Below are 24,550 nucleotides of genomic sequence, written 5' to 3'. Positions count from 1 at the left end.
CCGGCGCGGGTCCGAGAGGGGCTGATCCTCTCGGACCCGCGCCTTTCGGCGTACCCCCGTCACCTCCCCGAAAGGCAGCCCGAGTTGAGCACCCTGATCGGCAACGTCGGCTCGCTCGTCACCAACGACCCCTCCCACGGCAGCGGCCCGCTCGGCCTGCTGACCGACGCCGCCGTACTGGTCGAGGACGGCAGGGTGGCCTGGGTCGGCCCGGCCGGGCAGGCCCCCGCCGCCGACGAGCACGTCGACGCGCAGGGCCGGGCGCTGCTGCCCGGCTTCGTGGACTCGCACGCCCACCTGGTCTTCGCGGGCGACCGGACCGCCGAGTTCAACGCCCGGATGAGCGGCCGGTCCTACACCGCCGGCGGCATCCGCACCACGGTGGCCGCCACCCGGGCCGCCACCGACGCGGAGCTGGAGGCCAACCTCACCCGCTTCGTCAACGAGGCGCTGCGCCAGGGCACCACCACGATCGAGTGCAAGTCCGGCTACGGCCTCACCGTCGAGGACGAGGCCCGCGCACTGCGGATCGCGTCCAAGCACACCACCGAGACCACCTACCTCGGCGCCCACGTGGTCGCCCCGGAGTTCACGGACGACCCGGCGGCGTACGTCGCGCTGGTGACCGGCGAGATGCTGGACGCCTGTGCGCCGCACGCCCGGTGGGTGGACGTGTTCTGCGAGCAGGGCGCCTTCGACGGCGACCAGGCCCGGGAGATCCTGACGGCCGGTGCGGCCCGTGGCCTGATCCCCCGGGTGCACGCCAACCAGCTGCACCACGGCCCCGGCGTGCAGCTCGCGGTGGAGCTCGGCGCGGCCTCGGCCGACCACTGCACCCACCTGACCGACGCCGACGTGGACGCGCTGGCGAGCGGCGGCACGGTGGCCACCCTGCTGCCCGGCGCGGAGTTCTCCACCCGCGCCCCCTACCCGGACGCGCGCCGGCTGCTCGACGCGGGCGCCACCGTCGCGCTCTCGACGGACTGCAACCCGGGCTCCAGCTTCACCAGTTCGATGGCCTTCTGCATCGCGGTCGCGGTCCGCGAGATGGGCATGACGCCGGATCAGGCGGTCTGGGCCGCCACCGCCGGCGGCGCCCGGGCGCTGCGCCGCACCGACGTCGGCCTGATCTCCCCGGGGGCCCGGGCCGACCTGCTGCTGCTGGACGCGCCCTCGCACGTCCACCTCGCCTACCGCCCGGGGGTCCCGCTCACCGCCGCCGTCTGGCAGGGCGGTGTCCGGGCGCTCTGACCGGGGTACACGGATGCACGAGACCCCCGGAGGCGCGCGGCCTTCCGGGGGTCTCCCGCGTCCGTGGTCGGGTCGCGGTGGCGGTGGGTCAGCGGATGTCGCCCATCAGGGCGTTGACCTTCTTCCGGTACATCATCAGCGCCACTCCGGCCAGCACCGCCAGCAGGCCCTGCGAGGCGAAGTACCAGGTGGAGCCGGTGGCGTCACCGACCATCAGCTGCACCACGGCGGCGGTGCAGTCGCCAGCCGTGACGGCGAGGAACCAGATGCCCATCATCTGGCTGGCGTACTTGGCGGGCGCCAGCTTGGTGGTGACGGAGAGTCCGACCGGGGAGAGGGTCAGCTCGCCGACGGTCTGGATCAGGTAGACGGTGGCCAGCCAGAGCGGAGTGACCTTGGTGCCGCCGGAGGCGGCGGCCATCGCCAGCATCATCACCAGGAAGGAGCCGCCGACCATCAGCAGGCCGAAGGCGAACTTCGCGGTGGTGGAGGGGTTGCGCCGGCGGCGGTCCAGCCAGATCCACAGCCAGGCGAAGACCGGGGCCAGCGCCATGATGTAGAGCGGGTTCAGCGACTGGAACCAGCTGGACGGGAACTCCCAGCCGAAGACGCTCAGCGAGGTGCTGTCCTGGGCGAACAGGTTGAGCGTGGAGCCGGACTGGTCGTAGATCATCCAGAAGATCGCGGCGGCGACGAAGAACCAGACGTAGCCGCTCATCTTGGACTTCTCGTCCGAGGTCAGGTCCTTGTCCCGGCGGATGCGGGAGAAGTAGACCACCGGGATGGCGATGCCGGCGATCGACAGCGGCCAGGTGACCCAGTTGATGGTCAGGCTCCCGGTCAGCGCGACCACGGCGTAGAAGACCACCGCGAGGGTGGCCCAGAAGCCGGCCTTGCGCAGCACCGCGCGCTTCTCGGCGGCGGCCATCGGGGAGGCCACCACGCTGCTCTTCTCGCTGAGGTGACGGCTGCCCACCAGGTACTGGATCAGGCCGAAGGCCATGCCGACCCCGGCCAGCGCGAAGCCCAGGTGCCAGTCGACCTTCTGGCCGACGGTGCCGATCACCAGCGGCGCGACGAAGGCACCGAGGTTGATACCCATGTAGAAGACGGTGAAGCCGCCGTCCCGGCGCGGGTCGTTGGGCCCGTCGTAGAGGTGGCCGACCATGGTCGAGATGTTGGCCTTGAGCAGCCCGGAGCCGATCGCGATCAGGCCGAGCCCGGCGAAGAAGACCGGCTTCGACGGCAGTGCCAGCGCGAAGTGGCCGGCCATGATGATCGCCCCGCCGAGCGCGACGGTCTTCCGGGCGCCCAGGAAGCGGTCGGCGATCCACCCGCCCGGCAGCGCGAGCAGGTAGACCATGGCGTTGTAGACGCTGTAGACCGCGCCGGCCGTCGCCGCCTTCATGCCGAGGCCGCCGTCGGCCACCGCGGCGCCCATGTAGAGCACGAGCAGCGCGCGCATCCCGTAGAAGCTGAAGCGCTCCCACATCTCCGTCATGAAGAGGGTGGCGAGTCCGCGGGGGTGCCCGAAGAAGGTCTTGCCGCCGCTGGTGGGGTTCGGCGAGGTGCCGACAGCCAGAGTGCTGGACGCCATGAGTGGGGTTCCTTGCTGACGTGCGATGGACCAGGCCACTGTACGTGGCGGTTTGGCCCACTATCAGACGAGAAGACCTCGGACGAACCCGATGTCCCGATAAAGATGGGATGGTAAATCCATGCTATCAACGGAAAACCTCAGGTGAATCCAAGGTGAACCGGCGAATTCTTCACCGATCCAGTGGTTTCGCGGTTCGGTTCCGCCGATCACCCTCTGTGAACTAGTTCACAGCGCCGCCCGGGCGCGGTGCACTGGCCCGAGGCCCTGATCTCCGCCTCCGGCTCGGACTACCATCTGCCTCATGACCTGTGTGCTGCTGGCCGAGGACGACCCGGCGATCTCCGAACCGCTGGCCCGAGCGTTGCGACGGGAGGGCTACGACGTCCTGGTCCGCGAGGAGGGGCCGGCGGCGCTCGCGGCCGGGCTGACGGAGGACGTCGACCTGATCGTGCTGGACCTCGGCCTGCCCGAGATGGACGGCCTGGAGGTGGCCCGCCGGCTGCGCGCCGAGGGCCGCACCTGCCCGGTGCTGGTGCTCACCGCCCGCGCCGACGAGGTGGACACCGTGGTGGGCCTGGACGCCGGGGCCGACGACTACGTCACCAAGCCGTTCCGGTTGGCCGAGCTGCTGGCCCGGGTCCGGGCCCTGCTCCGCCGTGGCAACGTGGACCAGCTGACCACCGGCGCGCACGGCGTGAAGATCGACGTCGAGTCCCACCGGGCCTGGCTGGGCGAGGAGGAGCTCACCCTCTCCGCCAAGGAGTTCGAGCTCCTGCGGGTGCTGGTCCGGGACGCCGGCCGGGTGGTCACCCGGGAGGAGATCATGCGTCAGGTCTGGGACACCACCTGGTGGACCTCGACCAAGACCCTGGACATGCACATCTCCTGGCTGCGCAAGAAGCTCGGCGACGACGCGGCCAACCCGCGCTACATCTCCACCGTCCGGGGCGTCGGCTTCCGGTTCGAGAAGAACTGACCCTCCGCACACCTGATCTGGAGTCAGCCCGCGTGAAGCGCCGGATGATCAACTCCCTGCTCGGCGTGGTGCTGGTGATGGTGGTGGTGTTCTGCGTCCCGATCGCCCTGGTCGAGAAGCAGAACATCGTCAACGCCGCCGACGCCCGGGTGGACGCCCAGGCCGTCCGGGTGCTCGGCCTGGTGGAGAGCCGGCTGGCCGCCGGGGAGCCGATCACCGGGGAGAAGTTCACCTCCCAGCTGACCGAGGGCGGCCACGTCACCATCACCGTCCCCGACCAGGAGCCCTTCTCGGCCGGCAGCGCGCCCGAGGGCCCGGTGATCAGCGCCACCGAGTACGGGGCCAACGGAGAGTCCGTCACCGTGGTGCAGTCCCGGGGCCCGGTGGACCACGAGATCGCCAACATGCTGCTGCTGCTCGGCGTGGTCGCGCTGCTCGCCGTCCAGGCGGCGGTGGCCCTCGCGGTCTGGCAGGCCAAGCGCCTGGCCCGCCCGCTCACCGACCTGGCCGAGACCGCCGAGCGGCTCGGCTCAGGCGACCCGCGCCCGCGCGACCGCCGCTACGGGGTGCCCGAACTCGACCGGGTGGCCGAGGTGCTGGACGCCTCCGCCGAGCGGATCGCCCGGATGCTCACCGCCGAGCGCCGGCTCTCCGCCGACGCCTCGCACCAGCTGCGCACCCCGCTGACCGCGCTCTCCATGCGGCTGGAGGAGATCAACGCGCTGGCCGGCGAGCCGGAGACGGTCAAGGAGGAGTCCACCATCGCGCTCCAGCAGGTGGAGCGGCTCACCGACGTGGTCCAGCGGCTGCTCACCAACCAGCGCGACCCGCGCAGCCCCACCGCGGTGGTCTTCCGGCTGGACGACGTGATCAGCCAGCAGCTCGCCGAGTGGAGCCCGGCCATGCGGGGCAACGGCCGCACCCTGCGGGTCGAGGGCCTGCGGGACGTCGCGGTGCTCGGCACTCCCGGCATGGTGGCCCAGGTGCTGGCCACCCTGATCGAGAACTCCCTGATGCACGGCGCCGGCACCGTCACCGTCCGGGTCCGCCCGTCCGGCCGCTCGGTGGTGGCCGAGGTCCAGGACGAGGGCCCGGGCGTGCCGACCGAGCTGGGCAACCGGGTCTTCGAACGCTCCGTCAGCGGGCGCAACTCCACCGGCATCGGCCTGGCGGTGGCCCGCGACCTGGCCGAGGCGGACGGCGCCCGGCTGGAGCTGCTCTCGCTCCAGCCCCCGGTCTTCGCGCTGTTCCTCACCCGGGGCGAGAAGGAGGGCGGGGCCTGACCCGGGACGAGGAACGGGCCGCCCGACCGGAGGTCGGACGGCCCGTGTCCGGGTCGGTGCGGGCTACTTGGCGAGCTGCGGCTGCTCGGCGGTCAGCAGCGCGGCCTCGGCCTCGACCACCACCTCGGCCTCGGTCAGCTCGGGTATCGCCTTGAAGACCCAGGTGCGGTAGGAGACGAAGCGGAACACGGTGCCCACGCCCAGGCCGACGGTCTTGGCGACCAGCTGCGCGAAGTGGCTGTCGAAGCCGAGCACGTAGCGGGAGAAGCCCAGGATGCCGGTCTCGATCAGCATGCCCGCGCCGCTGAAGACCAGGAAGAGCAGGATCTCGCGCTTGCGCGAGGCGGCGTCGCGGTCCTTGTAGAGCCAGTACCGGTAGCCCAGGTAGTTGGTGCCGATCGCGATCAGCGTCGCCACCACGTTCGAGCGCACCGGGGCGAACCCGAAGCCGCTGATGAGGATCCAGAAGACCAGGAAGTTGACTCCGACGCCGCTCAAGCCGACGATCGCGAAGCCCAGCGCCTCACCGCGCAGTCCCATCAGCTTCTGGACCAGCGAAGGTTTCGGTTCGGTGGTGGTCGTCATCCGGGATCTCCAGGGGCCGAGTCGAAAGGTGCGCACGCGGGCGCTGCTGCGTGAGGCCGCTCTGCATGCACATCATCCGACACTGTGCCTCGGGCCCAGCCATTCAGGCTACTCTCTCCCGTCCGTTGCACCGTTCCCGCCCACCCCGCGCACCCGGGCCCGAGCCGGTGCAACCGCCGTGACCGGCCCGGATATCCTGGGCGGGTGACTTCTGCGGGCAAGGCGAATTTTCCAGTGGTGGGCGTGGTCGGCGGCGGGCAGCTGGCCCGGATGATGCACCAGGCGGGCATCCCGCTCGGCATCCGGTTCAAGCTCCTGGCGGACACCCCGCAGGACTCCGCCTCGCAGGTGGTCTCCGACGTGGTGCTCGGTGACTACCGGGACCTGGAGACGCTGCGCCGCTTCGCCGCCGGCTGCGACGTGGTGACCTTCGACCACGAGCACGTGCCGACCGAGCACCTGCGCGCGCTCCAGGCCGACGGCATCGCCGTCCGCCCGGACCCGGACGCGCTGGTGAACGCCCAGGACAAGGGCGTGATGCGGGCCAGGCTGGACTCCATCGGGGTCCCCTGCCCGCGCCACCGGCTGGTCGCCGACCCGGCCGACGTGACCACCTTCGCGAACGAGGGCGAGGGCTACCCCGTGGTCCTCAAGACCGTGCGCGGCGGCTACGACGGCAAGGGCGTCTGGGTGGTCGACGACGAGACCGGGGCCGCCGCGCCGTTCCTGGCCGGCGTGCCGGTGCTGGCCGAGGAGAAGGTCGACTTCGTCCGCGAGCTGGCCGCCTCGGTGGTCCGCTCGCCCAGCGGCCAGGCCGTCGCCTACCCGGTGGTGGAGAGCGTCCAGGAGAACGGCGTCTGCGCCGAGGTGACCGCTCCCGCCCCGGACCTGAGCCCGGTGCTGTCCGACGAGGCGCAGCAGCTGGCGCTCCGGATCGCCGGCGAGCTGGGCATCACCGGCCACCTGGCGGTCGAGCTGTTCCAGACCCGGGACGGCCGCATCCTGGTCAACGAGCTGGCCATGCGCCCGCACAACTCCGGCCACTGGACCCAGGACGGCTCGGTCACCTCGCAGTTCGAGAACCACCTGCGCGCGGTGCTCGACCTCCCGCTCGGCGACCCGCGCCCGCGCGCCAAGTGGACCGTGATGGTCAACGTGCTCGGTGGCGACTACCCGGACATGTACCACGCCTTCCTGCACTGCATGGCCCGCGACCCCGGGCTGCGGATCCACATGTACGGGAAGGACGTGAAGCCCGGCCGCAAGGTCGGCCACGTCAACGTCTTCGGGGACGACCTCGACGACGTCCGCGAGCGCGCCCGCCACGCGGCCGCCTACCTGCGAGGAACGATCACCGAATGACCACCAGCCCCCTCGTCGGCATCGTCATGGGCTCCGACTCCGACTGGCCCGTGATGGAGGCCGCCGCCCAGGCGCTCGACGAGTTCGAGATCCCCTACGAGGTCGACGTCGTCTCGGCGCACCGGATGCCGCGCGAGATGGTCTCCTACGGCGAGCAGGCGCACGCCCGGGGTCTGAAGGCGATCATCGCGGGCGCCGGCGGGGCGGCCCACCTGCCGGGCATGCTGGCCTCGGTCACCCCCCTGCCGGTGATCGGCGTGCCGGTGCCGCTGCGCTACCTGGACGGCATGGACAGCCTGATGTCCATCGTGCAGATGCCGGCCGGCGTGCCGGTGGCTACCGTCTCGATCGCGGGCGCGCGCAACGCGGGCCTGCTGGCGGTCCGGATGCTGGCCGCCTTCGACCCCGAACTCAGCGAGAAGATGGCCGAGTTCCAGGCCGACCTGAACCGTCAGGCGACCGAGAAGGGCCAGAAGCTGCGGGCCAAGGTGGCCGGCTCCGGCTCCTTCGGCTTCGGCAAGTAGGCCCCGGGCCCGGGCGGCGGTCTGCACGACTTCCGCCCGGGCCGGGCCGTCCCGCGCCGTAGGGTGGCACCGCCGCCCCGAGCAAGGAGACCGCCCGTGCCCGCCGTCCCGCGCCGCGCGCTCCTCGCCCTGGGGGCCTCGGCGGTGGTGACGGCGGGCCTCTCCGTCTCCGGGCCCTCCGCCGCCGGGCCGCGCGGCGTGCTGCGGCTGGCGGCCGGGCCGGAGGGCGGCCCGTACCGGACCTTCGGGCAGCGGCTGGCCGAGGAGGTGCACCGGGCCCACCCCGGGCTGACCGTCGAGGTGCTCTCCACCCCGGCCAGCGTGCGCAACCTCCGGCTGATCGGCACCGGCGGCGCCGAGCTCGGCCTGGCCCTGGCCGACAGCGCGGCCGACGCGGTGGCCGGCCGGGCCGGCTTCGCCCGCCCGGTGGCGGTGGCCGCCCTGGCCCGGCTCTACCTCAACCACCTGCACCTGGTGGTCCCGGCCGGCTCCCCGGTCCTGGCCATGAGTCAACTCGCCGGGCTGCGGGTGTCGTTGGGCGCCGAGGAGTCCGGCACCTCGGTGGTCGCCGAACGGGCGCTGGCCGCCTCGGGGGTGCCGGTCGAGGCCAGGCTGCTCGGCACCGCCGAGTCGGTGGCGGCGCTGCGGGCGGGCGAGCTGGACGCCTTCTTCTGGTCCGGCGGGGTGCCCACCCCCGCCATCGCCGAGCTGGCCGCGCGCACGCCCGTCCGGCTGGTGCCGCTTGAGGCGGTGGCGGCCCTGCTGCGCCGGGCGTACGGCCCGGTCTACGAGAGCGTCTCGATCCCGGCCGGCAGCTACCGCCAGCCCGCTCCCACCCCGACCGTCGGCACCCCCAGCTACCTGCTCGCCGCGGCCGGCCTGGACGACGAGGTGGTGCGGGCCGTCACCGAGGTGCTGTTCCGCCGCCGGGACGACCTGCTGGCCCCGGACGCGCCCGGCAGCCGGCTGGACGAGCGGTACGCGATCGGGACGGGCTCCGTGCCGCTGCACCCGGGCGCGGTGGCGTACTACCGCTCGGTGTACTGAGGCAGCCTCAACTCGACCGTCAGGCCGTGCGGTTCGGTGCCGGTGAGGGTGAGCTCGGCGCCGCAGCCCCGGGCCAGCTCGGCGGCGATGGCCAGGCCCAGGCCGCTGCCCGGGAGATTGCCGTGGTCCGGCGAGCGCCAGAACCGGCCGAGGGCAGCGGTGCGCTGCTCCTCGGACAGGCCCGGGCCGTCGTCGGCGATCCGCAGCAGCCCGGCGGTCAGCGAGACCGTCACCCGGCCGCCGGGCGGGAGGAACTTGGCGGCGTTGTCGAGCGCGATGTCGACGATCCGGCCGACGGCGGCGGGCAGCGGGGCCCCGTCCAGCTCCGCCACCTCCAGGGACAACTCCTTGGCGGCGTACAGCTCCTGCCACCCCGCCAACCGGGGGAGCAGGCCACCGGCCTCCTGGTGCTCCGGCAGTGCGGCGTCCGCCTCCACCCGGGCCAGCGTCAGCAGGTCCTCCAACAGGGCGGCCAGACGGTCGAGTTCGGCCAGGGTCTCGTCGTACTCGGGCTGCCCGGCGGCGGTCAGGTGCGGTTCCAGGTTCTCCAGCCGGAGGGAGAGCACGGTGAGCGGGGTGCGGAGCTCGTGCGAGGCGTCCGCGACGAAGGCGCGCTGGCGCTCCAGCGCGGCCGAGATGGCGTCCGCCATGGCGTTGAACCGCTCCTCCAGCCGGCGCAGCTCCACCGGCCCGCGCACCGTCGCCACCCGGGCGCCCAGCCGGCCTTCGGCGATCTCCCGTGTGGTGGCGTCGAGTTCGGCCACCGGGCGGAGCACCCAGCCCGCCACCCGCCGGGCCGCCGCCAGCGACCCCAACAGGGCCAGCACCGCCCCCGCCGCGAGTGCCCCCCAGACCGCCGCCACCGCCCGCCGCACCGAGCCGGTCGGCACCCGGAGCACCACCGCCCCCGACAGCTGCCCGTCCCGCCCGGCCGGCTCCGCCACCAGCACCTCGGCCGGCCCCGTCGGCGTCAGCAGCGGCAGCCCCGCCGTGGTCCGCCCCGACAGCGCCCCCCGCAGCGCCGCCCCGCCGCCGACCGGCCGTCCCGCGATCAGCACCCCGTCCCGGTCCCGCACCTCCACCGCCGTCCCGTACACCTCCTCGTACCGCTCGACCTCCGCCCCCAGCCCCGACGGCCCGCCCTCCCGCAGCGCCCGGTCCGCCAACTCCGCGAACCGCGTCGCGTCCGCCCGCCGCGCCAGCAGCAACTGCCCGGTCCGGTGCGAGGCGTACGCGTACGCCAGCGGCACCGCCAGGGCAGCCACCAGACAGGCGATCAGCAACCCCTGGAGCAGCAACAGCCGACGCTGCATCAGGCCCCCCGGCGGGGGAGGACGGCGCCGTGGCGTCCGGCGGTGGCGGGGCGGTTCGGCGGTACCGGGGGCCGCCGCCCGCCGCAGGCGGTGCCCGGTTGGTGGCGGAGGGTCCGGGGTTCGGTGACGGTGCGGCGGCCGGACGGCTCGGCGGAGGCAGTGCCCGTCGGGCAGGGAGGCGCGGTGTTTCGGTGACCGGCCTGGGCGGAGGCTCGGGCGGTGGTGGGGCGGTTCGGCGGTACCGGGGGTCGCCGCCCGCCGCAGGCGGTGCGCGGTCGGTGGGGGAGGGTCCGGGGTTCGGTGATGGTGCGGTGGCCGGACGGCTCGGCGGAGGTGGTGCTCGTCGGGCAGGGAGGTGCGGTGTTCCGGGGACCGGCCTGGGCGGTGGTGCGGTGGGTCGGCAGTGCCGAGGTCCGCCGCCCGCCGCAGGCGGTGCGGGCCCGGCGGGGCCGCGAGGGGGCGAGGCGCGGCTGGCGGCCCGTCAGGACGCGGTGCCCGGGGCCTGTCCGCCGCGCCGCGCGGGCTCCCGGGCGGGCACGGCCGGCCACCGTCCGGGGCCCCGACTCTCCGGCACCGCCCGGCCCGACCGGAGGGTCCCCGGCCGGGCGGGTGCGCGACGGCCGCGCTGCCCCGGTCCGCTGGTGACCTCCCGTCCGGCTACCCGGTGCCGGAGGCCGGTGCCCGGCCGTGCCCGCCCGCCGTGGGCGTCCCGTTCCCATCAGTCGACGGCCAGGCGGTAGCCGGTGGCGCGGAGGGTCTGCACCAGGTGGGGGCGGCCGGTCTTGGCGCGGATGCCGGCCACGTGCACGTCGAGGGAGCGGGAGGCGGAGAGCCGGACGTCGCCCCAGAGCTCGTCCAGGATCTCCTCCCGGCTGCGGACCACGCCCGGCTCGCGGGCCAGCAGCGCCAGCACGTCGAACTCGCGGCGGGTGAGCGCGACCTCCGCTCCGGCCACCTCCACCTGGCGGGTGGTCAGGTCGATCCGTACGTCGCCGGCCTCCACCACCGGCCCGGCGGTGGCCAGCGGGCGGCTGCCGCGCCGCATCACCGCCGCCATCCGCGCCGCCAGCTCCGCCGTCCGGAACGGCTTCGCCAGGTAGTCGTCGGCCCCCGACCGCAGGCCGCGCAGGACGTCCCGCTCCGCCGTCCGGGCGGTCAGCACGATCACCGGCACCGACGACACCCGCCGCAGCCGCCGCAGTGCCTCCAGCCCGTCCAGGTCGGGCAGGCCCAGGTCGAGCAGCACGAACTCGCAGGTGTCCTTGAGCCGCAGTGCGTCGTCCGCCCGCGCCGCCCGCACCACCTGATGACCGTGCCGGGCCAGCGCCGGGATCAGCGCCGCGGCCAGCCGGTCGTCGTCCTCGACCAGGAGCACCCGCATGGCCCACCACCCTAGAGGTGTCTCAGGCCGCCGTTGCGACCTTCGGCGAAGGCGACTCCTCGGTGAGCGCCGTGCCCCGGGTCTCCCGCATCGTCAGGTAGACCACCAGCGAGACCGCCGCCAGCGCCGAGACGTACCAGTAGTACCCGGACTCCATCCCCTCGTCCTTGAACCAGAGCGCCACGTACTCCGCCGTCCCGCCGAACAGCGCGTTGGCCAGCGCGTACGGCAGGGCCACCCCGAGCGCCCGGACCCCGGTCGGGAAGAGCTCGGCCTTCACCACCGCGTTGATCGAGGTGTAGCCGGTGACGATCACCAGCGCGGTCAGCGCCAGCAGCAGGGCCTCGCCGAAGCCGCCGGCGTGCGAGAGCGCGGTCATCAGCGGCACCGTCCCGAAGGTCGCCCCGATCCCGAAGGCGATCAGCAGCGGCCGACGCCCGATCCGGTCGGAGAGCGCCCCGGCCAGGGGCTGGAGCAGCATGAAGACGGTGAGCGCGCAGAAGCTGACCAGCGCCGCGTCGTTCTTGCTCAGCCCCACCGTGTTCGACAGGTACTTGGTCAGGTAGGTCGTGTAGGTGTAGTAGGCCACCGTGCCACCCATGGTGAGCGCCATCACCAGGGCGAACTCCCGCTTGTGCGCCAGCAGTCGGCGCACCGTGCCGCGCCCGTCCGCCCCGCTCTCCGCGGACCGCTCGTACGCCTCGGTCTCCGGCAGGTTGCGCCGCAGCCAGAACACCACCGCCGCGCCGACCGCCCCGACCACGAACGGGATCCGCCACCCCCAGGAGTGCAGGTCGGCCGGGTCCATGGTGCGCTGGAGCACGATCTGCAGCCCCAGGCCCAGCAGTTGGCCGAAGGTCATCGAGACGTACTGGAAGCTGGAGACGAAGCCGCGCCGCGCGGGCACCGACGCCTCGGTCAGGTAGGTCGCGCTGGCCGCGTACTCCCCGCCGACGGAGAGCCCCTGGAGCAGTCGGGCGACCAGCAGCACCACCGCACCGAAGTAACCGACCTGACGGTACGTCGGCGCGACCGCGATCAGCAGGGCGCTGGCCGACATCATGGTGACGGTCAGGGTGAGCGCGGCCTTGCGCCCGCGCCGGTCGGCGTAGCGGCCGAGCAGCCAGCCGCCGACCGGGCGCATGAAGAAGCCGACCGCGAAGATGCCCGCCGTGTTGAGGAGTTGGGCGGTCGGGTTGCCGTTCGGGAAGAACGAGGCGGCGAAGTAGGTGGCGAAGCTGGCGTAGACGAACCAGTCGTACCACTCCACCAGGTTGCCGACCGAGCCGCCGAGCACGGCCTTCCAGGGTGTACGGGCTGAGCTCACGGGTGCCTCCCGGGTGCGGGGCGGGCGGCCACCGGGTGGGGCCGCCCCGCCCGGAAGGCTCCCGCGCCGTGCCGTCCGCCGACAGCGGCCGGGCCGAGACCTAACCTCCGGTTAACAGAGGCGGTAGAAATGTTCGTATGACTTCTGAGCTGGTGGACCGCGCCCGAGACCTCCTCCGCACCGCCCCGGTGGTGGACGGTCACAACGACCTGCCGTGGGCGATGCGCGCCCAGGCGGGCTACGACCTGGACGCCGTCGACCTGACGGCGGACCAGAGCGCCCGGCTGCACACCGACTTCGACCGGCTGCGGGCCGGCGGGGTGGGCGCGCAGTTCTGGTCGGTCTACGTCCGCTCGGACTTCGCGGGCGACAAGGCGGTGAGCGCCACCCTGGAGCAGATCGACTTCGTCCGGGAGATGACCGCCCGCCACCCGGAGGTGCTGCGCCTCGCGCTGACCGCCGACGCGATGGAGGCGGCCCGGGCCGAGGGGCGGATCGCCTCGCTGATGGGCGCCGAGGGCGGTCACTCGATCGACTGCTCGCTGGCCACTCTGCGGGCCCTGCACCAGCTCGGGGTCCGGTACATGACGCTCACCCACAACGACAACGTGCCGTGGGCCGACTCGGCCACCGACGAGCCGGAGCACGGCGGTCTGACCGCCTTCGGCGAGGAGGTGGTCCGGGAGATGAACCGCCTCGGCATGCTGGTCGACCTCTCGCACGTCTCGCCCGACACCATGCGGGACGCGCTGCGGGTCTCCGAGGCGCCGGTGCTCTTCTCGCACTCCTCCGCGCGCGGGGTCTGCGACCACCCGCGCAACGTGCCGGACGACGTGCTGGCCCAGCTGCCCGCCAACGGCGGGGTCGCGATGGTCACCTTCGTGCCGAAGTTCATCCTGCCCGCCGCCATCGAGTGGACGGCGGCGGCCGACGCCAACATGCGGGCGCACGGCCTCCACCCGCTGGAGACCACCCCGGAGGCGATGGCGGTCCAGCGCGCGTACGAGGCCGCCCACCCGCGCCCGACCGCCACCGCCGCCACCGTGGCCGACCACCTGGACCACATGCGGGAGGTGGCCGGGATCGACCACGTCGGCATCGGCGGCGACTTCGACGGCACCGCCTTCACCCCGGCCGGCCTGGACGACGTCTCCGGCTACCCCCACCTGATCGCCGAACTGCTCGGCCGGGGCTGGTCCGAGGCCGAGCTCGCGAAGCTCACCTGGCACAACGCCGTCCGGGTGCTGCGGGACGCCGAGACGGTGGCCGCCCGGCTCCGGGGCGAGCGCCGCCCCTCGATCGCCACCATCGAGGCCCTGGACGGCAAGCGTTCATAGAAGGGCGAACCTCGTCACCCCGGGCGCGCGAGGAACTGCGGGCGGGGGAACGGCAGCACGTGGCACCGGCAGGCCTGCCCCGGTCCGGTGCCGGGTCCGCCTTTCGGTGCGCGCGGTTCGTCGTGCAGCTGCGGGGGCGCGGCCGGGGGCACCGCCATGGCGCTTGCCGGATCTTGCCGACGGGCCTGACGGTCCCTCAGGGCATGGAGGCGGCAAGCCTGCCTCGGTCCGGTGCCGGGTCCGCCTTTCGGTGCACGCGGTTCGTCGTGCCGCTGCGGGGCGCAGTCGGGGGGCACGACCATGGCGCTTGCCGGATCTTGCCGACGGGCCCGACGGTCCCTCAGGGCATGGACGCGGCAAGCCCGCCCCGATTAGGGTCCGTGGCCATGACCTTCTCTGTGGTGGCCCGTTCCGGCGGCGCCTACGGCATCGCGGTGGCCAGCAAGTTCCTCGGCGTCGGCGCGGCCGTCCCGGCGGCCGAGGCGGGTGTCGGGGCGCTGGCCACCCAGGCGCTGGCCAATCTCGCCTACCGGCCGCAGGGACTGGCCCTGCTGCGGACCGGCGTCGCGGCGGCCGAGGTGGTGGCCGGGCTGACCGCCGCCGACCCGGAGCGGGCGCACCGTCAGCTCGGCGTGGTCGGCCCGGAGGGTGACGGCGCCACCTACACCGGCGGGGAGTGCCTCAGCTGGGCGGGCGGCGTGAGCGGCCCGGGCTACGCGATCCAGGGCAACATCCTGACCGGCCCCGAGGTGGTCCGGGAGATGGAGCGCGTCTGGCTGGACGGCGCCGAACTCCCCTTCGCCGAGCGGCTGGTGGCCACCCTGGCGGCCGGTGACGAGGCGGGCGGCGACAGCCGCGGGCGGCAGAGCGCCGCGCTCTGGATCGCCGAGCAGGGCGCCGGCCTCGGCGCCCCCGGCGGGGTCTCGCACGACCTCCGGGTGGACGACCACCCGGCCCCGGTCACCGAGCTGCGCCGCCTGCTGGGCATCCACGAGGTGCTGTTCGGCACCCCGGACCCGGCCGCCCTGCTCGACCTGACCGGCGCGCTGGCCGAGGAGGTCGCCGCCCTGGTCGCCGCCACCGGCTACGCCGATCTCGACCAGTGGGCGGGCGTGGAGAACCTCGAAGCCCGCCTGGTCCCCGGCCGGATCGACCCGCTGGTGCTCAACCACCTCCGGGCGAACGGGAGTTAGCGGCCGCCCCCTCAGCGGGTCGGGTGGGTGCGGCCGGAGCAGGTGCCCTCCTCGCCCTCCTCGCCCGCCGAAGGCCCGGGGCCCGGGGCCCGGCCTCAGAGCACCGGAGCTCAGAGCCGGGGCAGCTCGATCGCCGGGCAGCGGTCCATCACCATGTCCAGACCCGCCCCGGTGGTCCGGGCGTACGCCTCGTGGTCGATCACGTCCAGCTGGAACCAGACGGCCTTGGCCCCCTTGGCCACCGCCTGGTCGGCGACCGCGCCGGCCAGCGAGGAGTTCACGAAGACGTCCACCACGTCCACGTCGAAGGGGATCTCGGCGAGCGAGGCGTAGCCCTGCTCGCCGAGCACCGTCTCGGCCTTCGGGTGCACCGGCACGATCCGCTTGCCCGCGCGCTGGAGCACCCGGGCCACGCCGTACGCGGCCCGCGCCGTGTTGTTCGAGAGTCCGACCACCGCCCAGGTGTCGCCGCTCTCGGTCAGGACCTTCCGCACCACCGGTTCCACGCTCATACCGGCTGCAACCCCGCCCGCCGCCGGGGCTATTCCACCGTCGGGCGGCCCATCGCGCGGTAGGTCCAGCCGGCCGCCCGCCAGGCCGGGCCGTCGAGGACGTTGCGCCCGTCGACCAGCCGGCGCTCGGCGACCACCGCGCCCAGCTCGGCCGGGTCGAGGTCGCGGAACTCCTGCCACTCCGTCAGGTGGAGCACCACGTGGGCGCCCTGGACGGCCTCCAGCACCGAGTCGGCGTAGGCGATGCCGGGGAACATCTTGCGGGCGTTGTCCATCGCCTTGGGGTCGTAGACGGTGACCTGCGCGCCCTGGAGCTGGATCTGGGCCGCGACGTTCAGCGCGGGGGAGTCCCGGATGTCGTCCGAGTTGGGCTTGAAGGCGGCGCCGAGCACGGCCACCCGGCGGCCCAGGAAGCCGCCGCCGACCTGCTCGCGGGCCAGCTCGACCATCCGGGAGCGGCGCCGCATGTTGATCGAGTCCACCTCGCGCAGGAAGGTCAGCGCCTGGTCGGCGCCGAGCTCCCCGGCCCGGGCCATGAAGGCCCGGATGTCCTTGGGCAGGCAGCCGCCGCCGAAGCCCACCCCGGCGTTGAGGAACTTGCCGCCGATCCGCTCGTCGAAGGAGAGCGCCTCGGCGAGCTGCACCACGTCGGCCCCGGCGCTCTCGCAGACCTCGGCCATCGCGTTGATGAAGGAGATCTTGGTGGCCAGGAAGGAGTTAGCGGCGGCCTTCACCAGCTCGGAGGTGGCGAAGTCGGTGACCACGAACGGCACGCCCTCGGAGATCGGCGTCGCGTAGACCTCGCGGAGCAGCTGCTCGGCCCGCTCGCTGCGCACGCCGACCACCAGGCGGTCGGGGTGCAGGGTGTCGCCCACCGCGTAGCCCTCGCGGAGGAACTCCGGGTTCCAGGCCAGCTCGGCGGCCTCGCCGACCGGGGCCAGCTCGGCCAGCCTGACGGCCAGTCGGTTGGCGCTGCCCACCGGCACGGTGGACTTGCCGACCACCAGCGCGGGGCGGGTCAGCAGCGGGGCCAGCGCGTCCATCGCGGCGTCCACGTAGGACATGTCGGCGGCGAACTCGCCCTTGCGCTGCGGGGTGTTGGTGCAGATGAAGTGCACGTCGCCGAAGTCGGCCACCTCCTGGTAGGAGGTGGTGAAGCGCAGCCGTCCGGTCGAGCCGGGGTGGCCGGGCACGTGCTTGACGAGCAGCTCGGCCAGGCCGGGCTCGTACATCGGCACCCGGCCGGCCGCCAGCATGGCGATCTTCTCCGGGTCGATGTCCAGGCCGAGCACCTCGAAGCCGAGCTCCGCCATGCAGGCGGCGTGCGTCGCGCCGAGGTAGCCGGTGCCGATCACCGTGATGCGGAGGGTCACGCGGGTCCCCTTTGAATCATGCTGCGCGGGCGCTGGACGTCCCCGATGCTAGTCGCTCGCCCAGGGCCGATGTAACGAGTTCGCCCTAGTCCGTACCGTTCCCTCCCGGGGCCCGCCGGAGCGCGGCCAGAATGCCCGCATGACCAACGGGAACGAGCCGGATCCGGCCAGGCTGAGCATCTTCTCCGACGGCGCCGACCAGGCCGGGACCGCGACCGGGGCGGACACCGGGGACGGCGCCGGGGAGGATCCGGCCGGCCCGCCGAGGCGCCGCCGACGGGGCCGCCGGGTGCTGCTGGTGACCCTGGTGGCGCTGCTGCTGGTGGTGGGCGGCTGCACCGGCACGCTGTACTGGACCGCCGAGCACTACGCCTCCTCGGTGGCCCGGATCCCCGACGCCTTCCCGAAGGTGGCCGAGTCGGCCCAGCCCAAGCCGGTGCCGAACAGCGGCCAGACCTTCCTGCTGGTCGGCCTGGACGCCCGCACCGACCCGACGGCCAAGGCCAAGGCGCCGGTCTGGCAGGCCGGCGCGGCCCGCAGCGACACCATGATGCTGCTGCACGTCTCGGCCGACCGGAAGAGCGCCTCGCTGGTCTCGCTGGCCCGCGACACCTGGGTGGACGTGCCCGGCCACGGCAAGGCCAAGCTCAACTCGGCCTACGCGTACGGCGGTCCGCCGCTGATGGTGGAGACGATCCAGAACCTCACCGGCATCCGGATCGACCACCTCGCGGTGATCGACTGGAACGGCTTCCGCTCGCTCACCGACGCGGTCGGCGGGGTGGACATCACCATCCCGCAGACCATCGAGGGCAAGGGCGAGGCCCGCCAGTGGGACGCCGGCACCCACCACATGGACGGCGCCACCGCACTGCTCTACGTCCGCGAGCGCTACGGCCTGCCCGGCGGCGACCTGGACCGGACGCGCCGTCAGCAGTACTTCCTGCGCGCGCTGATGCAGCAGACCCTGGAGTCCGGCACCCTCGGCAACCCCGGCAAGCTGCGCGGTCTGCTGGGCGCGGTGGGCGAGGTGGTCAGCGTGGACGACCGGCTCTCCAACTCCGACCTCTACGAGCTGGCCTGGAGCCTGCGCGGCCTGCGCGGTGACGGCGTCCGGTTCATGAACGCGCCGTTCGGCGGCTTCGGCGAGGAGGGCGGCCAGTCGGTGGTCTACCTGGACCGGCGGGCGGCCGCCCCGCTCTGGGAGGCGATGCGCAACGACCGGATGACCGAGTACCTGGCCGAGCACCCGGGATCGGGCGAACTGGGTGATGTGGTCCGCTGAGAGCGGTGTCGCGCATGTCACGTACGGGGTAGGCAGGGCGCGAGCCTAGAATTACGCTTACTTAACGGTAATTAACGTGGTCCGAGTTCAAGGGGCGAGGCACATGGCGGGCAACTCCGGGGCGGATTTCGACCTCTTCCGGCTCAGCGAGGAGCACGAGATGCTCCGGGAGGCGGTGCGGTCGCTCGCGGAGGCGAAGATCGCCCCGTACGCGGCCGAGGTGGACGAGCAGGGCCGCTTCCCGCAGGAGGCGCTGGACGCGCTCCAGACCAACGACCTGCACGCGGTGCACGTCCCCGAGGAGTACGGCGGCGCGGGCGCCGACGCGCTGGCCACCGTCATCGTGATCGAGGAGATCGCGCGGGTCTGCGCCTCCTCCTCGCTGATCCCGGCGGTCAACAAGCTCGGCTCGCTGCCGGTGCAGCTCTCCGGCTCCGAGGAGCTGAAGGCCAAGTACCTGGGCGCGCTGGCCCGGGGCGAGGGCATGTTCTCCTACTGCCTCTCCGAGCCGGACGCCGGTTCGGACGCGGCGGGCATGAAGACCCGCGCGGTGCGCGACGGCGACTTCTGGGTGCTGAACGGCGTGAAGCGCTGGATCACCAACGCGGGCGTCTCCGAGTACTACACGGTGCTCGCGGTGACCGACCCGGAGAAGCGCTCCAAGGGCATCTCCGCCTTCGTGGTGGAGAAGGGCGACGAGGGCGTCTCCTTCGGCGCCCCGGAGAAGAAGCTCGGCATCAAGGGCTCGCCGACCCGCGAGGTCTACTTCGACAACGTGCGCATCCCGGCCGACCGCATGATCGGCGCCGAGGGCACCGGCTTCGCCACCGCGATGAAGACCCTGGACCACACCCGGGTCACCATCGCCGCCCAGGCGGTGGGCATCGCCCAGGGCGCGCTGGACTACGCCAAGGGCTACGTCCAGGAGCGCAAGCAGTTCGGCAAGCCGATCGGCGACTTCCAGGGCGTCCAGTTCATGCTGGCCGACATGGCGATGAAGCTGGAGGCCGCGCGCCAGCTCACCTACGCCGCCGCCGCCAAGTCCCAGCGGGTCGACGCCGACCTGACCTTCTTCGGCGCCGCCGCCAAGTGCTTCGCCTCGGACGCCGCGATGGAGATCACCGTGGACGCCGTCCAGCTGCTCGGCGGCTACGGCTACACCCGGGACTACCCGCTGGAGCGCATGATGCGCGACGCCAAGATCACCCAGATCTACGAGGGCACCAACCAGATCCAGCGGATCGTGATGTCGCGCAACCTGCCGTAGCGTCAGGCGCTGTGCAGCAGGGCCCCGTCGGTCGCACCGGCGGGGCCCTTGCGCGTCCCGATCCGGCGGGCCGGGGCGCCGGCCCAGATCTCGTTCGGCCCGGTGGAGGTGGTGAGCACCGCGTTGGCCCCGACGATGGTGCCGGCGCCGACGGTGAGCACGCCGCGCTTGCAGACGATCTTCGCCCCCGCGCAGACCATCACGCCGTCCTCCAGCACCACCCGCTCCATCGCGCTCTGCTCCTGCGGCACCCAGGGGTCGGCCCGGCCGATGGTGACGCCGTTGTAGAGCGTCACGTCGGCGCCGAGGGTGGTGTACGGGTGCAGCACGGTGCCGAAGCCCCGGTGGTAGACCTTGAGGCCGGGGCCGATCTCGACGGGGGCGGGCACCTCGACGCCGTACAGCGCGAGCAGCTCCTGGACCAGGCGGCCGAACACGCGGTGGCGGCGGTGGGCGATGAGGGTGGTCACCAGTGACATGGGCCCATTGTCACGCCGTGGTGACGGAACGTGAGGTGACGCGCGGTCAGGGGTTCGGAACGGGCCGGTCGTTCTGGATCGCCTCGAACAGGCGCTTGGACGCCTGCGGCGCCCAGAGGATCGAGGATCCGGCCGGGGTCTGGAGGTTCTGGTCGGCGATCGGCACCGTCAGCGTGCGGCCGCCGGAGCCGGAGACGCCGTCCAGTTGGCGGGCGAAGCGGGCCAGCGTCCAGAGCGAGGAGCCCCGGTCCACGGTCAGCGAGTCCAGCGCGGCGGACAGGAACGGGTACAGCGTGAAGGGGTTCGCCAGGGTGGACGGGCTCAGCACCTCGGCGGAGAGCGCCCCGAGGAACGCCTGCTGGTTCCCGATCCGGTCCAGGTCGGAGCCGGGCAGCGAGTAGCGGGTGCGGACCAGGGCCAGCGCCTGTGTCCCGCTCAGGTCCTGGCAGCCCGCCGGGAGGTCGGCACCGGACTTGGCGTCCTGCACCGGCCGCTCCAGGCACATCCGCACCCCGCCGAGGGCGTCCACCACGTCCACGATCCCGGTGAAGCCGACCTCCAGGTAGTGGTCGATCCGGATGCCGGTGTTCGCCTCCACGGTGCGCACCAGCAGGGTGGGGCCGCCGATCGCGAAGGCCGCGTTGATCTTGTTCTTGCCGTGCCCGGGGACGGTGACCCAGCTGTCCCTGGGCAGGCTCAGCAGCACCGGCCCGTTCCCGCCCTGGTGCAGCACCATGATGGTGTCGGTGTTGGTGCCGGACTCCCCGCCGACGTGCAGCTCGCGCTGCTGAGCGGTCGTCAGACCGGCCCGGCTGTCCGAGCCGACCAGCAGCCAGTTGGTGCCGGGGCCGTTGCCGGGGCGGCCGTCCCAGTCGGCGATCGCGTCCACCTGCCGCAGCCGGCCGTCGGCCCAGAGGTAGGTGCCGAGCGAGACGCCGACCAGGGCGAGCAGCAGCAGGCCCGCCGTCCACCGGATGACGCGCCACCAGTTCCGTCCGCCGCCGTCGCCGCTCATCCCCCGAGTGTGTCGCGCCGGGCCTGCGGGCCCCGGCGCGACACCCCAGTGCGGGCTACTTGAAGTCGGGCACCTTGGCGTCGTTCTTGAACGCCTCGAACAGCTGCTTCGACTTGGCGGCGTCCCACTTCACCGCGGACTCACCGGTGTTGGTGCGGAAGTCCGGGTTGGAGATCGGCACGGTCATCGACTTCCCGTCGCCGCCGGTCACCGCGCGCATGGCCAGGAAGAGCGAGCCGACGTCGCCGAGGCCGCTGTCCTCGTCCACGATCAGGGTGCCCAGGCCGGCACTGACCATCGGGTAGAAGGTGAACGGGTTGAGTACCGTGCCGGGCGAGGCGGCCTGGTGGGCCAGCGCGGCCAGGAACTTCTGCTGGTTGCGCATCCGGCCGAGGTCCTGGTCGGCCATCTGGTGGCGCTGGCGGACGAAGGCCAGCGCCTGACTGCCGGTCAGGGTCTGGGTGCCGGCCTTGAGGTCGAGGCCCGAGTCCCGGTCCTTGATGTCGTTGTCGATCTTCATCTCGACACCGCCGACCGCGTCCACCAGGCCGACGAAGCCGGCGAAGCCGATCTCGGCGTAGTGGTCGATCCGCAGGCCGGTGTTGAACTCGACGGTCTGCACCAGCAGCCGGCCGCCGCCGCCGTTGAAGGCCGCGTTGATCTTCGAGGTGGTGGCCGGGACGATCTTGCCGTTGCCGTTGGAGTTGGGGTGCTCGGGGATGGTCACCCAGGAGTCGCGCGGGATGCTGGTCAGGGTGTTCCCGTTGTCCCCGATGTGCAGCAGCATCATCGAGTCGCTGCGCTTGCCCACCGCCGAACCGGTGTGCAGCGCGTCCTCCTGGGCGTCCGACAGGCCCTGTCTGCTGTCCGAGCCGACGATCAGCCAGTTGGTGCCCTTGCCGGCCGGCGGGCGGCCCTTGTAGTCGGCCAGCACGTTCTCGTGGTTGAGCTTGGAGTCGGCCCAGAAGTAGGTGCCGGTGGCGGTCACCAGGATCGCGGCCAGGGCGGCGTAGACGCCGACCTTGATCTTGCGCTTGCGCGGCCAGGCCGGGTTGGACGGCCGGGGCGGGCGGGGTGCGCCCGGTCCGCCCGGGGTGCCCGGCGGTATCGGCGCACCGGGGGCACCGCCGGCCGGGTTGCCGTGCGGGGCCGGCGGGGTGGCCGGGGCGGGCGGGGTGTAGGCGGGCACCGGGGCGCCGGGGCCGCGCGGATTGAGCGAGGCGGGCAGCTGGCCCCGGTCCGGCTGCCGCGGCACCGGCTGCGGCGCGGGCGCGCTCTGGCCCGGCTTCAGCGGCTTCGGCGCGTTCGGCCCGCGCGGGTTCAGCCCGGCGGGCAGCGTCGGCTCGTCACGGTACGGGCGCTCCCCGCCCTGGCCGCCGCCCTGGCCGAAGGCCCCCTGGCCGCCCGCCGCCTGCGCGCGGTACGGGTTCGGCTCGCCCTCGGAGCCGAAGCCGCCCGGCGAGCCGCCGTACCCGTTGCCGCCGCCCCCCGGGCGGCCCTCCTGCCACGTGTTCATGGGGGAGAGGATGCCCGAAACCGAGCCCGCTCAGTACGGCGGGGGCACCTCCGGGGCCCCTTGTAGCCGTTTTGATGCACGTCACGGACGGCTCGGCGGCATGGTCACCGGGCGCTGCCGTGGTACGCCCACGGAGCGGACGGAGCCGGGTTCACCAGTCGGGCGAACCTTGACCCCCCTCGAAGGGCCGTGTTCCCATGGCCACCATGGAGCAGCGAAGGATTCTCACGCGGAGGCGGCACGTCGACCTGCTGCGCGTGGCCCGCTCCCTCTGTCGCGGCTGACGGCTCGTCACCATCCCCGTCCTCTCCGCCGCGCCGTCGTGCGCGGTCCGGTCCTGCCGCTTCCACGCCTCCGAGGTGCTTCCATGGCCACCGTCCTGTCCGTCTCCGGCTCCCCCTCCCCGACCTCCCGCACCACCCGGCTGCTCCGCCACGTGGTGGACGCCCGGCTCACCGCGCACGGTCACGAGGTGGTGGCGCTGGACGCCCGCACCCTGCCGGCCGCCGCGCTGCTCTCGGCCGACTTCTCCGACCCCCGGCTGATCGAGACCGCCCGGCTGTTCGCCGAGGCCGACGGCGTGGTGATAGGCACCCCCGTCTACAAGGCGGCCTACTCGGGCCTGCTCAAGGCCCTGCTCGACGTGCTGCCGCAGTACGCGCTGGCCGGCAAGACCGTGCTCCCGCTGGCCACCGGCGGCTCCACCGCCCACGTGCTCGCGGTCGACTACGCCCTGCGGCCGGTGCTCTCCTCCATGGGGGCCGCCCACATCACCCAGGGCTGGTTCCTGCTGGACCGTCAGGTGGGCTCGGACGTGGACGGATCGACCGTGCTCGAACCGGAGGCGGCCGCCCAGCTCACCCCTGTGGTGGACGGCTTCGCGGAGGCCCTGGAGCACCGGCGGGTGCCCGTTCTGACCCGCTGAACCCTGACCTCGCGTCCCTGAGACGGTGCCCGAAAACCCCTAGGGGAACCGGGGGGTAGCCCGTACATCGAGAGTTGGGCTGCTTCCTCCCGGCGGATGACGATCCGTTCGGGCGCCGCTCCTAACGTGGTTCTTACCTCGCCGGTGCGGCCATCCAAGGCCCCCACACAAGCGGGGCCACGGGTGGACACGACCGAGGAGTATCCAGTGACGACGGCAGCGAACGCCGTGCAGGACCCGCAGCTCTCCGGCGGCAACGCCGCCATCGCCGCGGCAGCGCGGCAGGTGACCAAGGCGTACGGCGACGGGGAGACCCGGGTCACCGCGCTGGACGCCGTCGACGTGGACGTCCACCGGGGCCGGTTCACCGCCATCATGGGCCCCTCGGGCTCCGGCAAGTCGACCCTGATGCACTGCCTGGCCGGGCTGGACACCGTCTCCGAGGGCCGGATCTGGATCGGCGACACCGAGATCACCGGCCTGAAGGACAAGCAGCTCACCAAGCTGCGCCGGGACAAGATCGGCTTCATCTTCCAGGCCTTCAACCTGCTCCCCACGCTCAACGCGCTGGAGAACATCACGCTGCCGATGGACATCGCCGGCCGCAAGCCCGACCAGGCGTGGCTGGACCAGGTGGTCTCCACCGTCGGCCTGGCCGACCGGCTGAAGCACCGGCCGACCCAGCTCTCCGGCGGCCAGCAGCAGCGCGTCGCGGTGGCCCGGGCGCTGGCCGCCCGCCCCGAGATCATCTTCGGTGACGAGCCGACCGGTAACCTCGACTCCCGCTCCGGCGCCGAGGTGCTCACCTTCCTGCGCCGCTCGGTGGACGAGCTGGGCCAGACCATCGTGATGGTCACCCACGACCCGGTCGCCGCCTCCTACGCGGACCGGGTGATCTTCCTGGCCGACGGCCGGATCGTGGACGAGATGTACGCCCCGACCGCCGACTCCGTCCTCGAGCGCATGCGCCGTTTCGACGGCAAGCGCACCAGCTGAGAC

22 protein-coding genes are annotated in these 24,550 nt (G+C 73.1%); 12 read left to right on the top strand and 10 right to left on the bottom strand.

The features are described from left to right. Positions 1–84: 84 nt before the first annotated feature. A complete protein-coding gene (gene hutI, locus ACIRBX_RS29515; protein WP_402301415.1) occupies positions 85–1,251 on the top strand; it encodes an imidazolonepropionase in 1,167 nt (388 codons plus the stop codon). Between the two features lie 88 nt (positions 1,252–1,339). Here hutI and ACIRBX_RS29510 read toward each other — a convergent pair whose 3' ends face one another. Next, a complete protein-coding gene (locus ACIRBX_RS29510) occupies positions 1,340–2,848 on the bottom strand; it encodes a peptide MFS transporter (RefSeq protein WP_402301412.1) in 1,509 nt (502 codons plus the stop codon). Positions 2,849–3,152: 304 nt separating this feature from the next. Between ACIRBX_RS29510 and ACIRBX_RS29505 the strand changes: the two genes are divergently transcribed. Both ACIRBX_RS29505 and ACIRBX_RS29500 read left to right on the top strand, forming a co-directional pair. Further along, positions 3,153–3,827: a response regulator transcription factor gene (locus tag ACIRBX_RS29505; RefSeq protein ID WP_402301409.1), complete on the top strand. Its 675-nt coding sequence runs from the start codon at positions 3,153–3,155 to the stop codon at positions 3,825–3,827. A 32-nt stretch (positions 3,828–3,859) separates the two neighbouring features. After that, positions 3,860–5,110 carry an ATP-binding protein gene (locus ACIRBX_RS29500; protein ID WP_402301406.1) on the top strand — a complete coding sequence of 417 codons (1,251 nt, stop codon included), beginning with the start codon at positions 3,860–3,862 and terminating at the stop codon, positions 5,108–5,110. Between the two features lie 63 nt (positions 5,111–5,173). Here ACIRBX_RS29500 and ACIRBX_RS29495 read toward each other — a convergent pair whose 3' ends face one another. Further along, positions 5,174–5,695, bottom strand: coding sequence for a GtrA family protein (locus tag ACIRBX_RS29495; RefSeq protein ID WP_402301404.1), 522 nt, complete (start codon positions 5,693–5,695; stop codon positions 5,174–5,176). Positions 5,696–5,899: 204 nt separating this feature from the next. Here ACIRBX_RS29495 and ACIRBX_RS29490 point away from each other — a divergent pair, with 204 nt between their 5' ends. The 3 genes from ACIRBX_RS29490 (at position 5,900) to ACIRBX_RS29480 (ending at position 8,628) form a co-directional block, all read left to right on the top strand. Continuing rightward, entirely contained in the window at positions 5,900–7,057 is a 1,158-nt protein-coding gene (locus tag ACIRBX_RS29490) for a 5-(carboxyamino)imidazole ribonucleotide synthase (protein ID WP_402301401.1), read from the top strand. Beyond that, a complete protein-coding gene (purE, locus tag ACIRBX_RS29485) occupies positions 7,054–7,581 on the top strand; it encodes a 5-(carboxyamino)imidazole ribonucleotide mutase (protein ID WP_402301398.1) in 528 nt (175 codons plus the stop codon). Before ACIRBX_RS29490 ends, purE begins: the two co-directional genes overlap by 4 nt. A gap of 96 nt (positions 7,582–7,677) precedes the next feature. After that, positions 7,678–8,628, top strand: a complete 951-nt coding sequence (locus ACIRBX_RS29480; RefSeq protein WP_402301395.1) for a TAXI family TRAP transporter solute-binding subunit — start codon at positions 7,678–7,680, stop codon at positions 8,626–8,628. Here ACIRBX_RS29480 and ACIRBX_RS29475 read toward each other — a convergent pair. The 3 genes from ACIRBX_RS29475 to ACIRBX_RS29465 form a co-directional block, all read right to left on the bottom strand. Further along, on the bottom strand, positions 8,610–9,941 hold the full coding sequence (locus tag ACIRBX_RS29475) for an ATP-binding protein (RefSeq protein WP_402301392.1): 1,332 nt from the start codon (positions 9,939–9,941) through the stop codon (positions 8,610–8,612). The two genes, ACIRBX_RS29480 and ACIRBX_RS29475, sit on opposite strands and share 19 nt — an antisense overlap. A 718-nt stretch (positions 9,942–10,659) precedes the next feature. Next, positions 10,660–11,322 (bottom strand): response regulator transcription factor, encoded by a 663-nt coding sequence (locus ACIRBX_RS29470; RefSeq protein WP_402301389.1) that lies wholly within the window; start codon positions 11,320–11,322, stop codon positions 10,660–10,662. A 22-nt stretch (positions 11,323–11,344) separates the two neighbouring features. Then, complete coding sequence (locus ACIRBX_RS29465) at positions 11,345–12,649, bottom strand: MFS transporter (RefSeq protein WP_402301387.1); 1,305 nt, start codon at positions 12,647–12,649, stop codon at positions 11,345–11,347. A 137-nt stretch (positions 12,650–12,786) separates the two neighbouring features. Here ACIRBX_RS29465 and ACIRBX_RS29460 point away from each other — a divergent pair, with 137 nt between their 5' ends. After that, entirely contained in the window at positions 12,787–13,986 is a 1,200-nt protein-coding gene (locus tag ACIRBX_RS29460) for a dipeptidase (protein WP_402301385.1), read from the top strand. 386 nt (positions 13,987–14,372) lie between these two features. Further along, on the top strand, positions 14,373–15,179 hold the full coding sequence (locus ACIRBX_RS29455; RefSeq protein WP_402301382.1) for a DUF1028 domain-containing protein: 807 nt from the start codon (positions 14,373–14,375) through the stop codon (positions 15,177–15,179). 110 nt (positions 15,180–15,289) lie between these two features. Here the strand turns inward: ACIRBX_RS29455 and ACIRBX_RS29450 are convergent, their stop codons facing one another. Continuing rightward, on the bottom strand, positions 15,290–15,691 hold the full coding sequence (locus ACIRBX_RS29450) for a CoA-binding protein (protein WP_402301379.1): 402 nt from the start codon (positions 15,689–15,691) through the stop codon (positions 15,290–15,292). Between the two features lie 29 nt (positions 15,692–15,720). After that, positions 15,721–17,064 carry a UDP-glucose dehydrogenase family protein gene (locus tag ACIRBX_RS29445; RefSeq protein ID WP_402301376.1) on the bottom strand — a complete coding sequence of 448 codons (1,344 nt, stop codon included), beginning with the start codon at positions 17,062–17,064 and terminating at the stop codon, positions 15,721–15,723. A gap of 139 nt (positions 17,065–17,203) precedes the next feature. Between ACIRBX_RS29445 and ACIRBX_RS29440 the strand changes: the two genes are divergently transcribed. Both ACIRBX_RS29440 and ACIRBX_RS29435 read left to right on the top strand, forming a co-directional pair. Further along, positions 17,204–18,349, top strand: coding sequence for an LCP family protein (locus ACIRBX_RS29440; RefSeq protein WP_402301373.1), 1,146 nt, complete (start codon positions 17,204–17,206; stop codon positions 18,347–18,349). A gap of 103 nt (positions 18,350–18,452) precedes the next feature. After that, the gene (locus ACIRBX_RS29435; protein ID WP_402301371.1) at positions 18,453–19,616 is read left to right on the top strand and encodes an acyl-CoA dehydrogenase family protein; all 1,164 of its coding nucleotides are present in this window, start codon (positions 18,453–18,455) and stop codon (positions 19,614–19,616) included. Positions 19,617–19,618: 2 nt separating this feature from the next. On the opposite strand, the gene ACIRBX_RS29430 is transcribed toward ACIRBX_RS29435, so the two are convergent. Genes ACIRBX_RS29430 through ACIRBX_RS29420 form a run of 3 tightly spaced genes read right to left on the bottom strand, consistent with a single transcriptional unit; the run spans position 19,619 to position 22,626 of the window. Beyond that, positions 19,619–20,095 (bottom strand): hypothetical protein, encoded by a 477-nt coding sequence (locus ACIRBX_RS29430; protein ID WP_402301368.1) that lies wholly within the window; start codon positions 20,093–20,095, stop codon positions 19,619–19,621. 46 nt (positions 20,096–20,141) lie between these two features. Further along, positions 20,142–21,110: an LCP family protein gene (locus ACIRBX_RS29425; RefSeq protein ID WP_402301365.1), complete on the bottom strand. Its 969-nt coding sequence runs from the start codon at positions 21,108–21,110 to the stop codon at positions 20,142–20,144. Between the two features lie 55 nt (positions 21,111–21,165). Further along, positions 21,166–22,626, bottom strand: a complete 1,461-nt coding sequence (locus ACIRBX_RS29420) for an LCP family protein (RefSeq protein WP_402301363.1) — start codon at positions 22,624–22,626, stop codon at positions 21,166–21,168. Positions 22,627–22,993: 367 nt separating this feature from the next. On the opposite strand from ACIRBX_RS29420, the gene ssuE reads away from it, so the two are divergent. Together ssuE and ACIRBX_RS29410 are read left to right on the top strand one after the other, a co-directional pair. Continuing rightward, positions 22,994–23,551: an NADPH-dependent FMN reductase gene (gene ssuE / locus ACIRBX_RS29415; RefSeq protein WP_402301360.1), complete on the top strand. Its 558-nt coding sequence runs from the start codon at positions 22,994–22,996 to the stop codon at positions 23,549–23,551. 264 nt (positions 23,552–23,815) lie between these two features. Beyond that, positions 23,816–24,547: an ABC transporter ATP-binding protein gene (locus ACIRBX_RS29410; RefSeq protein WP_402301713.1), complete on the top strand. Its 732-nt coding sequence runs from the start codon at positions 23,816–23,818 to the stop codon at positions 24,545–24,547. The last annotated feature ends 3 nt before the right edge of the window (positions 24,548–24,550 follow it).

Source organism: Kitasatospora sp. NPDC096147, assembly GCF_044763225.1.
Taxonomy (GTDB): domain Bacteria; phylum Actinomycetota; class Actinomycetes; order Streptomycetales; family Streptomycetaceae; genus Kitasatospora.
This window is presented reverse-complemented; position numbering and strand designations above follow the sequence as displayed.

Coding starts and splice junctions, on each gene's coding strand:
- ACIRBX_RS29510 (WP_402301412.1), bottom strand. CDS start 2,848: ATGGCGTCCAGCACTCTGGCTGTCGGCACCTCGCCGAACCCCACCAGC.
- ACIRBX_RS29505 (WP_402301409.1), top strand. CDS start 3,153: ATGACCTGTGTGCTGCTGGCCGAGGACGACCCGGCGATCTCCGAACCG.
- ACIRBX_RS29495 (WP_402301404.1), bottom strand. CDS start 5,695: ATGACGACCACCACCGAACCGAAACCTTCGCTGGTCCAGAAGCTGATG.
- purE (WP_402301398.1), top strand. CDS start 7,054: ATGACCACCAGCCCCCTCGTCGGCATCGTCATGGGCTCCGACTCCGAC.
- ACIRBX_RS29475 (WP_402301392.1), bottom strand. CDS start 9,941: ATGCAGCGTCGGCTGTTGCTGCTCCAGGGGTTGCTGATCGCCTGTCTG.
- ACIRBX_RS29470 (WP_402301389.1), bottom strand. CDS start 11,322: ATGCGGGTGCTCCTGGTCGAGGACGACGACCGGCTGGCCGCGGCGCTG.
- ACIRBX_RS29460 (WP_402301385.1), top strand. CDS start 12,787: ATGACTTCTGAGCTGGTGGACCGCGCCCGAGACCTCCTCCGCACCGCC.
- ACIRBX_RS29455 (WP_402301382.1), top strand. CDS start 14,373: ATGACCTTCTCTGTGGTGGCCCGTTCCGGCGGCGCCTACGGCATCGCG.
- ACIRBX_RS29450 (WP_402301379.1), bottom strand. CDS start 15,691: ATGAGCGTGGAACCGGTGGTGCGGAAGGTCCTGACCGAGAGCGGCGAC.
- ACIRBX_RS29440 (WP_402301373.1), top strand. CDS start 17,204: ATGACCAACGGGAACGAGCCGGATCCGGCCAGGCTGAGCATCTTCTCC.
- ACIRBX_RS29435 (WP_402301371.1), top strand. CDS start 18,453: ATGGCGGGCAACTCCGGGGCGGATTTCGACCTCTTCCGGCTCAGCGAG.
- ACIRBX_RS29430 (WP_402301368.1), bottom strand. CDS start 20,095: ATGTCACTGGTGACCACCCTCATCGCCCACCGCCGCCACCGCGTGTTC.
- ACIRBX_RS29425 (WP_402301365.1), bottom strand. CDS start 21,110: ATGAGCGGCGACGGCGGCGGACGGAACTGGTGGCGCGTCATCCGGTGG.
- ACIRBX_RS29420 (WP_402301363.1), bottom strand. CDS start 22,626: ATGAACACGTGGCAGGAGGGCCGCCCGGGGGGCGGCGGCAACGGGTAC.
- ssuE (WP_402301360.1), top strand. CDS start 22,994: ATGGCCACCGTCCTGTCCGTCTCCGGCTCCCCCTCCCCGACCTCCCGC.